At 73.5% G+C, this 15,518-nt stretch carries 11 protein-coding genes; 7 read left to right on the top strand and 4 right to left on the bottom strand.

The window, feature by feature from the left end; all coding sequences use genetic code 11:
* Positions 1-81: 81 nt before the first annotated feature.
* On the bottom strand, positions 82-1,473 hold the full coding sequence (locus tag WMF43_RS17160; protein ID WP_437681459.1) for a sigma 54-interacting transcriptional regulator: 1,392 nt from the start codon (positions 1,471-1,473) through the stop codon (positions 82-84).
* Positions 1,474-1,547: 74 nt separating this feature from the next.
* On the opposite strand from WMF43_RS17160, the gene WMF43_RS17165 reads away from it, so the two are divergent.
* The 5 genes from WMF43_RS17165 to WMF43_RS17185 all read left to right on the top strand — a co-directional run bounded on the left by WMF43_RS17165 (position 1,548) and on the right by WMF43_RS17185 (position 7,780).
* Positions 1,548-2,528 (top strand): SUMF1/EgtB/PvdO family nonheme iron enzyme, encoded by a 981-nt coding sequence (locus WMF43_RS17165; protein ID WP_437681460.1) that lies wholly within the window; start codon positions 1,548-1,550, stop codon positions 2,526-2,528.
* 3 nt (positions 2,529-2,531) lie between these two features.
* Entirely contained in the window at positions 2,532-4,244 is a 1,713-nt protein-coding gene (locus WMF43_RS17170) for a protein kinase domain-containing protein (RefSeq protein WP_437681461.1), read from the top strand.
* Entirely contained in the window at positions 4,235-5,125 is an 891-nt protein-coding gene (locus WMF43_RS17175) for a hypothetical protein (protein ID WP_437681462.1), read from the top strand. The genes WMF43_RS17170 and WMF43_RS17175 overlap by 10 nt, the downstream gene beginning before the upstream one ends.
* A gap of 237 nt (positions 5,126-5,362) precedes the next feature.
* Positions 5,363-6,547, top strand: coding sequence for a PAS domain-containing protein (locus WMF43_RS17180; protein ID WP_437681463.1), 1,185 nt, complete (start codon positions 5,363-5,365; stop codon positions 6,545-6,547).
* Positions 6,548-6,829: 282 nt separating this feature from the next.
* Positions 6,830-7,780 carry a phosphotransferase gene (locus tag WMF43_RS17185; RefSeq protein ID WP_437681464.1) on the top strand — a complete coding sequence of 317 codons (951 nt, stop codon included), beginning with the start codon at positions 6,830-6,832 and terminating at the stop codon, positions 7,778-7,780.
* 3 nt (positions 7,781-7,783) lie between these two features.
* Here the strand turns inward: WMF43_RS17185 and WMF43_RS17190 are convergent, their stop codons facing one another.
* Both WMF43_RS17190 and WMF43_RS17195 read right to left on the bottom strand, forming a co-directional pair.
* A complete protein-coding gene (locus WMF43_RS17190) occupies positions 7,784-8,326 on the bottom strand; it encodes a DinB family protein (protein WP_437681465.1) in 543 nt (180 codons plus the stop codon).
* Positions 8,327-8,724: 398 nt separating this feature from the next.
* Positions 8,725-9,561, bottom strand: coding sequence for a nucleotidyltransferase family protein (locus WMF43_RS17195; protein WP_437681466.1), 837 nt, complete (start codon positions 9,559-9,561; stop codon positions 8,725-8,727).
* Between the two features lie 389 nt (positions 9,562-9,950).
* On the opposite strand from WMF43_RS17195, the gene WMF43_RS17200 reads away from it, so the two are divergent.
* Positions 9,951-10,868, top strand: a complete 918-nt coding sequence (locus tag WMF43_RS17200) for a hypothetical protein (RefSeq protein ID WP_437681467.1) — start codon at positions 9,951-9,953, stop codon at positions 10,866-10,868.
* Between the two features lie 168 nt (positions 10,869-11,036).
* A complete protein-coding gene (locus tag WMF43_RS17205) occupies positions 11,037-12,329 on the top strand; it encodes a hypothetical protein (protein ID WP_437681468.1) in 1,293 nt (430 codons plus the stop codon).
* A 24-nt stretch (positions 12,330-12,353) separates the two neighbouring features.
* Here WMF43_RS17205 and WMF43_RS17210 read toward each other — a convergent pair whose 3' ends face one another.
* Positions 12,354-15,518 carry an efflux RND transporter permease subunit gene (locus WMF43_RS17210; RefSeq protein WP_437681469.1) on the bottom strand — a complete coding sequence of 1,055 codons (3,165 nt, stop codon included), beginning with the start codon at positions 15,516-15,518 and terminating at the stop codon, positions 12,354-12,356.

Below are 15,518 nucleotides of genomic sequence, written 5' to 3' on the forward strand. Positions count from 1 at the left end.
CACTCCCATGCTCGCCCGAGGGGCCGCCTCGGTCCGCCTCGCCCGATGACCTGCACACGAGCTCCACGGCTTACCCGGAGCTCAGCGCGAGCGCGCCTTGATCCGCTGGAAATGCCGCCGCGCGATCCCGCTCGCCGCCGCCGCCCGCGACACCACCCCGTCGTGAGCCGCGAGCACCTGCTCGACATAACGCCGCTCGAACTCCTCGACGACGCGCGACCGCGCCGCCGCGAGCGGCAGCCGCGCGCGCAGCGTCTCGGCCATGAAGTCGCCCCCTGCGCTCCCTCCACCCTCGCGCCTCGCGTCCGCGCCCGCGCCGCCGCCGGCCGCGCTCGCCGGCGCCGCCTCCTCGTGCGCCTCCTCCGGCGGCAGCGCCGCGTCGCCGAGCGCCACCGCGCGCAGCACCGCGTTCCTGAGCTCGCGCAGGTTGCCGGGCCACGCGTCGTCGCTCCACCGCGCGACCAGCGCCGGGGGCGGCGCCCCCTCGGCCCCGGCGAGCGTCCAGAAATGCTGCGCGAGCAGCGCGACGTCGCCTGCCCGCGCGCGGAGCGGCGGCAGCTCGATCCGCGCCACGGCGAGCCGGTGGAACAGGTCGTCCCGGAACCTGCCGGCCTGCACCTCGTGATCCAGGTCCCGCCGCGTCGCGCTGAGGATGCGCGCGTCCACGCGGATCCACCTGTCCCCGCCGACCCGGCGGATCTCGCCCCGCTCGATCGCCCGCAGGAGCTTCGGCTGGAGCGCGAGGTCGAGGTCGCCGATCTCGTCGATGAACAACGTGCCGCCATCGGCCTGCTCGAAGACGCCGCGGCGCGCCGCCGTCGCGCCCGTGAACGCGCCGCGCTCGTGGCCGAAGAGCTCCGACTCGACGAGGCTCGGGGGGACGGCGGTGCAGTCGAACACCACGAACGGCCGCGCCGCGAGCGGGCCTTGCTCGTGGAGCGCCTCGGCGAGGACCTCCTTGCCGGTGCCCGTCTCGCCCTCGATGAGCACCGGGACGCGCGCGGCGGCGAGCTTCTGGCAGAGCGGGTACAGGCGCCGCATCGCGCGGCTCGCGCCGAGCATGCGCCCGAACGACGAGCCGGGCGGCACCGGCGGGTTCCGGCCGCCGGCGTGCCGCTCCACCCGGAGCCGCGTCGCCCCGACGCGCAGCGTCTCGCCCCCCGCGAGCCACGCGTCCCGGATCGCGACGTGGTCGACGAACGTCCCGTTGGTCGACCCGAGATCGGTGACCCTGAGCCGCGCCCCGGCGATCTCGAGGGCGCAGTGCCGCCGCGACACCTCGGGATCGTCGAGCTTCACGTCGCACGCCGACGATTTGCCGACGAGCACGCGCGAGGGGCTCGATCCGTCGAGCTCCAGGCGCTGTCCTGCGGCGGGGCCGTCCGCGATCGTGATCACGAACGTCCCGTCCGGCATATCGGCGACGAGCCCCCGGACCGACGTCGCGCCGGTGAGGTCGAGGTGATTCGACATGTGCGCGAAACCTATCACGCGCGGCGGCGATCCCGCCGGACCTCGGCCGTGCGCCCGTGATACCATGGAAATACATGCGGCTCGCGCTCTCCCTCGGCGCCCTGGCCGGCGCCGGGCTCTGCCAGGGTTGCCTCTTCCCGTCCCTCGACGCGCTCACCGAGTGCGAACACGGCAGCGGCGGTGTGATGGACGTCTCCTCGTCGTCCATCGGCCCGGGGGCGACGAGCGGCGGGGGTGGGGACGGGGGCGGGGACGGCGGCGCAGGCGCAGGCGGCGGCGCGCCGTCCCCCTGCGCCGATCCTCTGGGCCGCGGCGCCGACGGCGTCCTCGTCACGTCGCCCGCCGGGGCCTATCCGCCGTTCTGCATCGATGCGGTCGAGGTGAGCTTCCGCCGGTACACGGATTTCCTGGCCGTTTTCCCGCTCCTGTCCGACGAGGAGCTCGGGCGTTACCTCGGCCCCGAGTGCGCGCATATCCCGCTCTCGATGGATGAGCGCGGCCTCTTGCGGTATTACGCGATGCGCGAGGCCTACACGGACGCGGCGTTCATGCACCACGCGCTGCCGGCCGTCGGCATGACCTGGTGTCAGGCGCGGATGCACTGCCGCTGGGCGGGGAAGGAGCTCTGCGGCCACCTCGACGGCGCGAGCGCCGAGGACGCCGACTGGCGCTCTTCCCGCTGGGTGGCGGCGTGCTCGGACAACGGCCAGTTCCGCTACTCGTACCGGAGCGACACCCCGGACGCGGCCAGGTGCAAGGTCGAGGGGTGCTCCGGGGACGAGGGCGGCTACAAGGCGCTCGACCCGGCGGCCGCGGAGGGGCGCTGCGAGGGCGGCGTCCCCGGCCTCTTCAACATGAGCGGCAACTCCTACGAATGGGTCGACCGCTGCGAGGCCAACGACACGCCCGAGATCGACGACGACCCGTGTTATCCGCGCGGAGGCGCCTGCAATCTGGGGACGGAGTACACCTACTGCACCTACCCGGGCGAGCCGCAGCCCCGGGAGGAAGGGAGCGAGTTCGTGGGCTTCCGGTGCTGCTGGGACGCGCCCTGACGCATGCAGGTCATCGGCCGTTATGCCCTGTTCGACGAGCTCGCCCGCGGCGGGATGGCCGCGGTGCACCTCGGCCGCCTGCTCGGCCCCGGCGGCTTCACCCGCACGGTCGCGGTCAAGCGCCTGCACCCGCACCTCGCGAAGGATCCCGAGTTCGTCGCCATGCTGCTCGACGAGGCGCGCCTCGCCGGGCGCATCCAGCACCCGAACGTGGTCGCGATGCTCGACGTCGTCGGCACCGAGGCCGAGCTCTTCCTGGTCATGGAGTACGTGCACGGCGAGACGCTCGTGCGGCTGCTCAAGGCCTCGACCGGGGCCGCGGCGCCCGTCGCGCCCCCGCTCGCCGCGGCGGTGCTCGTCAACGTGCTCGAGGGGCTCCACGCTGCGCACGAGGTCCGCGGCGACCGCGGCGAGCCGCTCGGGCTCGTGCACCGCGACGTGACGCCCCACAACATCATGGTCCGCCGCGACGGCACCGCGCTCGTCGTCGACTTCGGCGTCGCCAAGGCCGCCGGGCGCTTCCACAACACGGAAGAGGGCAAGATCAAAGGCAAATTGCCCTACATGGCGCCCGAGCAGCTCCGCGGCGGCGACGTCACGCGGAGGACCGACGTCTACGCCGCGGGCGCGGTGCTCTGGGAGACGCTGGTCGGCGAGCGGCTCTTCGACGGCGCGAACGAGGCCGAGGTCCTCGAGCAGCTCCTCTTCTCGACCGTCGAGCCGCCGGGCCGGCGGGTCCAGGGCGTCCCGGCGGCGCTCGACGGCGTGGTCATGAGGGCGCTGGAGCGGGATCCCCAGAAGCGGTTCGCCACGGCCGCCGAGATGGCGCGCGCCGTCGAGGCGGCCGTGGCGCCCGCGCTCGCATCGCACGTGGCCGCGTGGCTCGACGGACTCGTGGGCGACGCGCTCGCCCGGCAGGAAGCGCGGCTCGCGCAGCTCGACCTGACCGTGCTCGACGCGGCGGTGCGCCCGGGCGATCTCCCGCCGTCGTTCAAGTCGCTCCTGTCCGGCGCGGCGCGGCGCGACGCCGCGGCCCGCGTCTCCGCGAACCCGCCGGGGCCGTCGTCGGCCCCGCCGCGCGCGTCCACTGCGTCCACCCCTCCGGTCGTACCCGCGACGCAGCGCTCGCCGGAGCCCTCGTCTGCCGCCTCGGCCGTCGCGCCGCCGGCCGGCGCGGCGGATCCTGACCGGGCGCCGGTCTCCCGGTCGTCGCGCCCGCACGACGCCACGCCCGCGCCGGTCGGCCCGCCGAGCCAGGCCGCTGCACCGCCGGGGTTGCGCCGCGCCTGGCCCTGGTTCGCCGCGGCGACGTTCGCCGGCGCCGCCGTGGCTGCCTGGCTCGGGCTCCGCTCCGGCGCGTCGCCCGCGCCGGAAGGCGCCGCGGGCTCGCGGCAGGCCGACACGGAAGCCTTGCGCCTGGCGGAGGATCCTGCCGGCAAAGGCGCGGCCGCCGCTTCCGTCACCCCGGCGCCGCCGAGCGCCGCCCCGGCGCCGCCGCGCGCCGCTTCGTCCGGGGTTGCGACGGCCGCCTCAGCGACGGCCACCTCGGCCACCTCGTCGCAATCCACCTCGCCGCGGCCCGGCTCGGGCGCGGCCTCCAGCCGCGCCGCGGCCCCCAGCCGCGCCGCGGCGGTGAAGCCTCCGGCGGTCGACTGCGCCGTGCCGTACACCGTCGACGCGCAGGGGCGGAGGATCTACAAGCGAGCGTGTCTTTGAAGCGCGGGCTCGGCCTCGGTCTCGGCGTCCTGCTCGGCGTCGCGCTCTCCGGCGGAGCCGCCCGCGCGATCGACAAGGCCGAGTGCGCGGCCGCGGCGGAGGAGGCCCAGGCGCTCCGCGACGCGGGCAAGCTCGGGCTCGCGCGAGAGAAGCTCCTCACCTGCGCGCAGGAGGGGTGCCCCGCCGTCGTGCGCGACGATTGCGCGAGGTGGCTCGCCGACGTCGACGCGCGCCGGCCTTCGCTCGTCCTCGGCGCCAGGGACGCCCGCGGCGGCGATCTCACCGACGTCCGCGTCTCCGCCGACGGCCGCCTGCTCGCCGAGCGCCTCGACGGCGCGGCGGTCGGCGTCGATCCCGGCCGCGTCACGCTCCGCTTCGAGTCCGCCGGTCTGCCGCCCGTGGAGCGGACGATCGTGGTGCTCGAGGGCCAGAAAGCGCGCCTCGTCGAGGTCGTCTTCGGCGAGCGCCCCAGGGCCGCTCCGGCGGCCCCCGGTGCCCCCGCCGTCCCCGGCTCCCGCGCCGGCGCTGCCGCCGGCGAGCGCGGCGTCTCCGTCGCGCCGTGGATCTCGCTCGGGGTGGGCGTCGCCGGCCTCGCTGCCTTCGGTGTGCTCCAGGGCGTCGCGCGCTCCGAGTACGCCGCCCTCGAGGACGGCTGCGGCAGGACGCGCTCGTGCACCGAGGACCAGGTCTCGCCCACGCGCGCGAAGTTCACCGCATCCGGCGTGATGCTCGGGGTCGGGGGATCCGCCCTGGCGCTCGCGGCGGTGCTCTGGATCGTGGACACGTCCGCGGCGCCGCCCGCCGCCTCGGCTCCCCGCGTCACCGCGGCGGTCGGCCTCGACGGCGGCCTCGTGCGGCTCGCGGTGCCGTTCGGCCTCTGAGCGCGAGCAGGGCCGCTTTCCTCGCCAATCTCCTCCTCGCATCACGCCGGTCATCAGAACACACATCACCCCTCGCGGCCGCGCGAGGGCCTTCTGAGCGGCTCTGGAGCACAAGCGAGCGGACTCACCCTCTCCTAGACCCGCACTTGGGTAGATCCCTCGGCCGCAAGCTCTGGTATGGTGCCTCTACCAACGATGGACACGGGCGCCCACCGAGGTGCGCCACGAGAGGGTGTCATGCGTGTCGTCTCACAGGAAACGTTCCTGCGCTCGATCCAGGAGCCCGCTGCCGTGCTGGACCACAACGGCCTCCTCGTCGCCGTGAATGCGCCGTGGTCCCAGCTGAGCACGGAGAAGGCGCTCGCCGGGAGTCGATTCGGCATCCCCTGCGACTTCCTGAAGCGGTGCCAGGAGGAGAGCGACGCTGTCCAGTCCGCCGAGCAGCTCGCCCGAGGGGTGCGCGACGTCCTGGCCGGACGCGCCCAGGCCTTCACGCTGAAGTACACCTGCGACGATGCGGACCAGGCGCGTCATTTCGAGATCGTCGCGAGCGCGCTCCCGGACGGCGAGGGGGTCGGAGCGCTGCTGCTGCATCACGACGTCACCGATCGGGAGCGGCTCGCGGCGGCGCACCGCGGCGCCGAAGAGCAGCTGAGCTACGTGCTCGAGATGTTGCCCGAGGGCTACTGGGACTGGAACCTCGTGACGAACGAGGTCTACTACAGCGATCGATGGTGCCAGTCCCTCGGCTACGCGCCGAGCGAGATCGAGCCGCACGTGAACGCGTGGGTGAGCCTGCTCCACCCGGACGATCTGCCGCGCGTCATGGACGCCACCTACGGATACATCGAGGGCAGGTACCCGAGCTACCAGTGCGAGACCCGGCTCAGGATGAAGAGCGGAAAGTACCGGTGGAACATCGATCGCGCCCGGATCGTCGCCCGGGACGCGAGCGGAAAGCCGCTGCGCATGGTCGGGATGGAGGTCGACATCACGGAGCGCAGGGAGGCCGAGATGGTGATCGAGGAGCAGTCCAAGCGGCTCAGGGAGATGTCGACGCCGCTGATCCCGATCACCGACGACGTCGTGGTCATGCCGCTCGTCGGGATCGTCGACGCGCAGCGCGCCGACCAGGTGCTCTCCACGCTGCTGGAGGGCCTCAGCCGGGCCCAGGCGCGCGTGGCCATCCTCGATGTCACCGGGGTGAGCCTCATCGACTCGCACGTCGCGTCGGTCCTCGTGAACGCGGCGAAGGCCGTCCAGCTCCTCGGCGCCCGGGTGGTCCTCACCGGCCTGCGCCCCGAGGTGGCGAAGACCCTGGTCAAGCTGGATGTCCCGTGGGGCAGCATCGTGATGCGCGGCACCCTTCAGTCCGGCATCGCGTACGCGACCAGCGCCGAGCGCGCCCGCCCTGCGCCCTGATCCCAGGTCTGCAAGCCGTCATCTCACAATCGAAAGGCTTCAGGGGCAGCCGTAGGGGTAACCCCAAGAAACAGGCTGAGGTGCTGCCTGGCCCGCATCCTGCTAAACATGCAGGGCAGAGCGCCCGTGACGGCTTCCCCCCCCCCGCCGTCGAATGGGCGCTCTTTTTTCTTTGTGCTCGGGCGCTGCCACGCGCCGATGACCGCACCCGGGAGAGCTCCGCTCGTCGCGCACGTCCTGGGGCCGTGGCGGGGTCCGCGCCGCCCGGCGTAGCATCGCCGCATGGGCGAGATCCTCCCGGCGGCGAGCACCCCTCAGGAAGTCAACGCCATCCAGCGCGACGACGCCCGCCTGCTGCCTGGCGTCCGCGCGATCTGCGCGCGGCACGGGCTCCTCGGGCGCGACATCGCGCGCTTCGCCACGGGATCGCTGCCTGTGTACGCCGTGGGGGACACGCTCGTGCTCAAGCTCTACCCGCCGCACGCGCAGGGCCCCTTCGAGACCGAGTCCGACGTGCTCGCGCTGCTCGCCGGCCGCCTCCCGATCCCGACGCCTCGGCTCGAGGCGACCGGCGCGCTCGACGGCTGGGGCTACGTGCTCATGGAGCGCCTCGGCGGGCGGAGCCTCGCGGAGGCGTGGCCGGAGGTCCCGCCCGCGGCGCGGGAGCGCCTCGCGGAGGTGGTAGGCGAGTGCCTCGCCGCGCTCCACGCGATCGACCCGGGGGAGGTGAGGGCAGGCCGGCCCGACTGGGCCGAGTTCGTGCGCGGTCAGCGGGAGCGCTGCGTGGAGCAGCAGCGCGCGCGCGGCCTGGGCGCGGCGTGGCTCGAGCAGATCCCGGAGTTCCTCGGATCCGTGGCGCTCGAGCCGCCGGCGCGCGGGGCGCTGCTGCACACCGAGGTGATGCGCGAGCACCTCCTCGTCGGGCCGGGCGCGGGCGGCGGCCTCGCGCTCTCGGGCCTGTTCGACTTCGAGCCCGCCATGGTCGGCGCGCCCGAGTACGAGTTCGCCTCGGTCGGCGTCTTCGTGTCGTGCGGCGACGCGCCGCTCCTGCGCCGGCTGCTCTGCGCGTACGGCTACCGCGAGGGCGAGCTCGATCGCAGCTTGCAGCGGCGATTCATGGCCTATGCCCTGCTCCACCGGTACAGCAACCTGAGGTGGTATCTCGAGCGCGTGCCCCCGCGCGCGGGCGAGGACACGCTCGACGACCTCGCCGCGCGCTTCTGGGCCGTGTGAGCCTCAGAGCGGACGGGGCTCTTCCCGGAGCAGCACGAGCAGATCCGTCACGCCGGGATCGATGCCCAGCTGCGTGAGCAGGGTCGTCACCTGCCCGCGGTGGTGCGTCTGGTGGTTGAAGAAATGGGTCACGGCGAACCAGAGCGGATAGGTGTGGCGCGCGCCGCTCCGCAGGTAGCTCAGGTCGCGGGAGAGCGCGCCCTCCTCGAGCTGATTCACCCAGGCGAGGATGTCCGCGTCCGTCTTCTCGCGCTCGCGGGACAGCTCGGTGAAGTCTGCGTAGAGCTCCTGTCCGAGCGAGGTGATCTCGACGACGTTGCCGCTCGCGTCGCGGGAGGAGAAGCGGTCCGCGTCGCCGGTGAAGCGCCCCATCCACGTGCGATCGGCCAAGAGGATGTGGTTCAGCGTGCCGTGGATCGATTTGAAGAAGGCTCCTCGATCGCGCCGGCGCTCGGCGTCGTCGAGCTCGCCGACGAGGCGATAGAGCTTGTTGTTCATCCAGACGTTGTAGCGAGCCAGTGCGCGGTATTGCTCGATCCAGTTCATGGGCTGCTCCTCGCGAGTTCGGGCGCCCAGCCTATCCCAGGCGTTGTCTGCGCAGCATGCCGGCGGCGGCGGGACGCGGCGCGCGCGTCCGCGCGTGCCCGCGGCAGAGGCGCCCCGACGTTTCCTAGGCGGGAGCACGAAGACAAAAAAAGAGCGCCCATTCGACGGCGGGGGGGGAAGCCGTCACGGGCGCTCTGGCCTGCGTATCTAGCAGGAGGCGGGCCAGGTGCTGCCCTTACCTGTTCCTTGGGGTTTGCCTGTAAGGAGCGCCCCGGTGTCTTTCAGTTCTGAGATCACCGCTTGCAGACCTGACAGCTCGTCGGCGTGTGCAACGGCAGGGGGACGAGCGCAGCCGCTTGCCGGACCGAGGCCGCGGGCTGCCCTGCCGGCGAGGGCGCTCACCGCGGCTCGCTGGATCCGAGGACGTAGCGGAGCACCGTGCCGTCGCGGAGGTAATCCGCGAGCGCGCCGCGGAGTGGGAGGTCGTCCGCGCGGCTCATGAGCAGGCGCGCGGTGCCCTCGGCCAGCCTCATCGCCGCGGCGAAGACGGCGGCGGGCGGGCGCGCCGCGGCGCTCCAGCCGGCGCAGAGCACGACGTCTTCCCGGTAGCCGGGCGGCGCCACGGCGAACGAGAGCGCCGCGGCGCGGTGCTCGTCTTCCCCGCCCACGGCGGCGACCTCGTTCAGCGGCACGAGCACCGCCATCGCGTGCTCCGCGAGGTGCTGGGCCGCCGCGAGGAGCTCCATGTCCCTGCCCGCGGCGCGGGCGTTCTTGCACTTGGCGAGGTACTCCAGCAGGCTCTCCAGGTCGTAATGCACCCCCGCCGCCGTCGTGAGGTGGTCCGGGCGGTGGGCCTCCACCACGCGGCGCAGGACGCCCAGGAGATCCTGAGGATCGTCGATCGCGCGTGCGCTCGCGCAGAAACCCGCCATCCACGGCCAGCCGGACGGCGACTCCGCCCGGGCCACGAGCTCGCGGAGCGACCGGCTCCCGATCGAGACGTGGAGCAACGGCCCGTCGACCCCGCCGAGGAACCGGACGCGGTCCCGCTCGACGGGCTCGCCCGCGGTGATGACCCGAAGATCGAGGTCGCTCGAGGGGCCGGCGTCGCCCCGAGCATAACTCCCGAACACGGCGAACGCGCGCGCGCCCGGCTCGAGCGCGCGCAGCTCGGCGACGAGAGGCGCGATGTCCGGGAGGGGAGAGGGCACAGGCATGCTCGCCGCGGTCGACATGAGCGCCCCTCCTACCGGCGCGGCGCCCCCGGAGCAAGCGGCCTTGACGCGTTGCGATAGCGCTCGATACCCTCTTCCGTATGCTTGGCTCCGAGCGCCACGCGGGGTCGAGCACCCCGCCGGCAAAGCCCCTTCGTCTCACGGCTGCCTTCCTGTCGCTGCTCGCCCTCGCGGCCTGCTGCGATACGCCCCGGTCGACACCTCCTCCCGCCCAGGGCGCGTCGGGCAGTGACTCTCAGCCTGACGCGGGAGAGCCAAGCGCGGAGCCCGACGCTGGGGCGCCTGACGCGGGAGGGCCAGGCCCGGAGCCCGACGCCGGGGCGCCTGACGCGGGAGGGCCAGGCCCGGAGCCCGACGCCGGGGCGCCTGACGCGGAGCCGCCGCCGCTCGTGGAGCTGCAGGCCTGCCACGGCGAGAAGAAGCCGCTCGTGATCTCGAGCCAGATGCCGTATGCGCTCGCGCGCGTCGGCGACGCCGAGGGCTACTTCGTCCTCGATTTCGCCACGACCGACAGCACCATCGACCCGCAGGGCTTCGCCGGCGGCCTGGTGCCCGAGCCCGTCGCCGGCAGCGCCGATCAGTTCGCCGATTTCGACTTCTACGGCTCCTGGGGCACGGTCCGCCTCGACGTCCAGGACCATTCGGGCATCCACGGGACGGTGCGCCAGGCCGGCATCCTCGGCACGGACTTCCTGTCGCTCAACCCCTTCACGCTCGATTACGACGCTGGCGCCGTCTACCGCGCCAGCGCGGCGTCGTTCTGCTCGGACGAGACGCTGCGCGCGGAGGGCCTGAGGCCGCTCTGGACCGCGGGGTATTACGCGTCCGACCTCTCCAGGGTACAGCCGGGCTTCCCGAACGTGCCCACGGTGCCCGCGCGGATCGGGGCGGCGCAGGCCGTGGCGCAGCTCGACACGGGGTTCGACGACGCCCTCTACCGGCACTCGGTGAACATCAACCGCGCCTTCTTCGACGCGCTCGCGGCGGCCGGCGTGGCGCTCGAGCCGGTGCCGGAGGCGGGGATGACGCTGAGCACCTGCGTGCCCGGAGAGCAGCAGGACGTCTTCGCCTACCGGATCGTCGGCGGCGCGCCGTTCGAGCTCGTCGGCGTCGACGGCTCGGCCGTCGTCTCGGCGGCGGACGTGATGCTCTTCCTCAAGGACACGCCGCCCGGAGCGAGGCAGTGCGGCGGGATCGGGACGTGGGGGATCCCCGCGGCGCAGGTGGCGGCGTCGTTCCACGTGGACGCGAGGCGGATCGTGTTCGACCCCGCCACGTCCCGCGTCTGGATGGGGACGGTGAGGTAGCCCCGGCGTCCGCCGCCGGACATGTCAGCGCGCGACACCGCGCCTCGGCAGAGCTGTTTTCCGTCTCGGATCCGCGTCGTTGCGGCGCTCCCGCCCTGCTAGATTCGCGCTTCACGCTTCGATTCGAGAAGCATGCTTTGAAGTGCCCACCTTGCTTTGGAGGTGTCCATGCCACCGTCCCATCGAACGCTCCCGCCCGCGCTCGCGGCCCTCGGCGTCGCCGCGCTCCTCTCGCTCCCCGGGGAGGCGCGCGCCGCCGACGAGACCATCCCGTCCGGCGGCATCTCCGTGTCGCTCTCGTTCGGCCAGAAGCTCGCCTTCGGGCTGGGCCTGGACTTCCGCGTGACGAGCATCGTCGACAAGCACCCGCGCTACGGATTCGGCCCCTTCTTGCAGGCGACGTGGCTCAACTTCTCCGCGTTCCGCTTCGCGGCCGGCGCCCACGGCGGCGGCGAGCTGATCGACGACTTCCGCGAGTACAGCGCCCTCGGCGAGTTCGGCTGGACCTACCGCTCCCGCTACAGCGACGAGCTCCCGGGGCAGCACGGGATTCATGTCGGCGTCCTCAACAGCGTGGGCCACGCGGTGGCCTTCGACCTCGCGCTGCGCGCGGCCATCCCGCTGTCGGCCGAGCCGTTCATCCCCGAGGGGACCGTCAGCCTCGGTCTGCGCGCCCCCCCGCCCCTGTTCATGGGCCAAGAGGCGGTCTCCGGTCGACCGCTGCGCACGGCCCACGGCGTCGTGCTCCCGCCGGCGATCGCGCTGGGCCGCCGCCGCGCCCCGCGCCCTGCGCGGCTCGATCGCGCGACGCGGGGCGCGCTCGCGGGCGCGTGGCTGGACGCCGCGCGGGCCGAGTGCGGCTCGATCCCGGCGTTCCTCGCGCTCGCGCGCGATCTCGCGGCGGTGGGCGCGCCCGCGTCGCTCGTGCGGCGGGCCCTCGCCGCGGCGGACGACGAGGTCCGCCACGCGGCGCGGTGCAGCGAGATCGCGAGCGCGCTCGCGGGGTGGCGCGTCGCGCCGGTGCTGCTCCCGCCGCCCCCGGCGCGCGACGTGGATCGACGGGCGGCGCTCGTGCGCATGGCGCTCGAGGCGTGGCACGACGGCTGTCTCGGCGAGGGCGCGGCGGCGGCCCGGGCGCGGCGCTCGCTCCCGGGGGCGTCCGACGCGGCGGTGAAGGCGACGCTCGGAGAGGTCGCGCGCGACGAAGGGCGGCACGCGGAGCTCGGGTGGCGCGTGCTCGCCTACTGCCTGGCCGAAGGGGGGCGCGAGGTGCGGGAGGCCGTCGGCGACGCGATCACGGCGGAGGCGCCGGCGCCCCCCGAGCCGCTCGAGGAGATCGACGGCGATCCGAAGGAGACGCAGGCCTTCGGGGGACCGGCGCGCGCCGAGGCCGACGCGGCGTGGGACGAGACCTGGACGGCCGCGCGGCGCGACGGCGAGCGGCTGCTCGCCGCGGCGTGAGCGTCCGGCGCGCGCCGCGGGCGCTCACTCCCCGCCGGCCGGGCTCGCCGCCGGCGCGTCGAGCAACGCGTCGAGCTCCGCCTCGCCCCGGTCCTCCGCGCCCTTGCTCCGGCGGCGGCGGAGCCACTCGGCCGCGTCGTCGAAGAGCGAGTAGGCGACCGGCACCGCGAGCAGCGTGAGCGCGAGCGAGAGCGACTGCCCGCCGAGCACGATCGCGCCCGTCGTCCGGTTCTGGCCCGAGCCGACCCCGTGCGAGAGCACGAGCGGGATCATCCCCGCGACGAAGGCGATCGTCGTCATGAGGATCGGGCGGAGCCGGTCCTTGTTCGCCTGGAGGATCGCCTGGAGCCGCGGCATGCCCTCCGCGCGCAGGTGGTTCGTGTGGTCGATCTGGAGGATCGCGTTCTTCTTCACCACGCCGAAGAGGACGAGCAGCCCGAGCCCCGAGAAGAGGTTCAGCGACTGGCCGAAGAGCTTGAGCGACAGCAGCGCGAAGGGGACCGTGAGCGGCAGCGAGAGCAGGATCGTGATCGGGTGGAGCCACGACTCGAACTGCGCCGCGAGGATCAGGTACATGAACACGAAGGCGAGGCCGATCACGACGGCGAAGCTCGTCGCCGTGCTCGCCGTGTTCTTCGAGCGCCCCACCGGCTGCGCGGAGTAGCCCTCCGGCATCCGCTGCTCGGCGATGATCCGGTCGAGCGCCGCCTGCACCTCGCTGTCGCCGACGCCGGGGGCGGCGTTCGCGCCGATCGTGATCTGCCGGCGCCGGCCGAGGCGGCCGATCGACGAGGGCCCGCTGTCGGGCTCCATCGAGACCACGCTGTGGAGCGGGACGGCGCCGTGCTTCGACGACGGCACGGTCAGCGACGCGAGGCTCTCGGCGTCCGCGCGGTGCCGCGCGTCGGCGCGCACGCGGACGTCGTACTGCTCGCCCCCCTCCGAGTACGTCGAGACCTTGAGCCCGCCGACGAGCAGCTGGAGCGCGCCGGCCACGTCCGCCACCTGGACGCCGAGGTCCGCGGCGCGGTCGCGGTCGATGGTCGCCCGGAGCTCGGGCTTGCCGACGACGAGGCTGTTGTCGACGTCCACGGCCCCGGGCACCTTCCGCAGCGCCTCGGTGATGCGCGCGGCGTACTCGCCGAGCCGGTCGAGGTCCGGCCCCTGGAGCGCGACCTGGACGCTCGCCGTCGACTGGCCCCCGGACGAGATCGCCTGCACCTCGCCGGCCGTGATGCGCAGCTCGGGCGGCTGCTTCGCGAGGATCTCCGCGCGCACCTTCTGCATGATCTCGAGCTGCCCGAGCGCGCGCTCCTCCGGGTCGATGAGCATCACGTAGATCTTGGCGAGGTTCGGGGACTGCTGCTCCCCCTCGCCGACGGTCATCAGCGTGCTCGTCACGCCCGGGATCCGGCGCACGTCGTCCGCGATCCGCTCGGCGATCAGGCGGGTCGAGGTGAGGCTCGTCCCCTCCGGCGCGCGCAGGTTGATCTCGAACTGCGCCTGGTCGTCCTCCGGGAGGAAGCCGCTCGGCAGCGACTTGGCGATGGGGCCGCACGCGCCGAGGGCGGCCGCCGAGGCGACGACGATGACCCAGCGGCGCCTCATCACCCACGCGAGCGCGGCCATGTAGGCCCGCTCGATCGGCCGGTAGAAGACGTCGACCGCGCGCGCGAGGGCCGAGGGCCGCGCGTCCGCGCCGCGGGGCTTGTGCCCCGAGAGCCAGCGCGCCGCGAGCGAGGGCGTGAGGGAGAAGCTCACGATCAGCGAGACGCCGATGGCGAACGCCATCGTGAGGCCGAAGCTCTTGAGGAAGCGCCCGACCATGCCGGGCATGAACGCGACCGGGATGAACACGGCCATGAGCGAGAGCGTGGTCGCGAGCACCGCGAGGCCGATCTCCTTCGTCGCCAGGACGGCGGCGGGGAACGGCTTCATGCCCTTGTCGTCGATGTAGCGGACGATGTTCTCGAGCACGACGATGGCGTCGTCGATCACGATGCCGACCGCGAGCGCGAGCGCGAGCAGCGTGAGGAAGTTGAGCGTGAAGCCGGCGATCCACATCACCGCGAACGTCCCGACGACCGAGATCGGGATCGCGAGCGCCGCGATCAGGGTGCTGCGGGCGTTGCCGAGGAAGAGCAGCACCACCGCCGCGGCGAGCAGGGCGCCGAGGACGAGGTGCTCCTTCACGGCGGCGATGCCGGTGCGGATGACCCGCGAGCCGTCGCGCACGACCTCGACCTTCGTCCCCTCGGGCAGGGCGCGCTGCACCTCGGCGAGGCGCGCCCTCACGGCGTCGACCACGGCGACGGTGTTCTGGCCCGACTGCTTGACCACCGAGAGGAGGACGGTGCGCCGCCTGTCGAGCTGGGCCCACGTCTTCTCGTCCGCGCGGCCGTCCTCGACGCGGGCGACGTCCGAGAGGCGCACGGCGTGCCCGTCCTGCTCGCGCAGGACGACGCGGCCGAGCGCCTCGGGCGACTCGACGCGCCCCATCACGCGGAGCGTGAGGTCCTCCGGGCCGGTCTCGACGCTGCCGCCCGGCGTCATCAGGTTCTGCGCCGCGATCGCGCGCTGCACCTCGGCCGCGGTGATCCCCTGCGCGCGCAGCGCGATCGGGTCGAGCCAGACGTTGATCTGCCGGTTCTGCGCGCCGATCACGTTGACCTGGCCGACCCCGGAGATGCCCTCGAGCTGCCGGCGCACCTGTTTGTCGGCGATCTCGCTGAGCTCGCGGATCGGCCGGTCCGACTCCACCGAGACGAGCAGGACCGGGGCCGCGCCGAGGTCGACCCGGCTGACGATCGGCGGATCGATGCCCTTCGGCAGCGTGGGCAGGACGGCGTTGATCTTGTCGCGCACCTCCTGGGCCGCGACGTCGGCGTCCTTCTCCAGCTCGAAGCCGACGACGACCTGGCTCACGCCCTGGGTCGAGGTCGAGCGCAGCTCCTCGATGCCGCTGATGGTGTTCACGGCGCCCTCGATCCGGTCGGAGATCTCGGCCTCGACCTCCTCGGGCGCCGCGCCGTCGAGGCGCGTCGTGACGACGACGAAGGGCACGTCGATGTCGGGGAACTGGTCGAGGCCGAGCCGGGTGTACCCGGCGGCGCCGAGGACCACGACGATCAGCATGAGGACCGACGCGAAGACCGGCCTCTTGACGCAAACGCGGGCGAGCCACTGCAT

The organism is Sorangium sp. So ce131 (genome assembly GCF_051519095.1).
GTDB lineage: Bacteria > Myxococcota_A > Polyangia > Polyangiales > Polyangiaceae > Sorangium.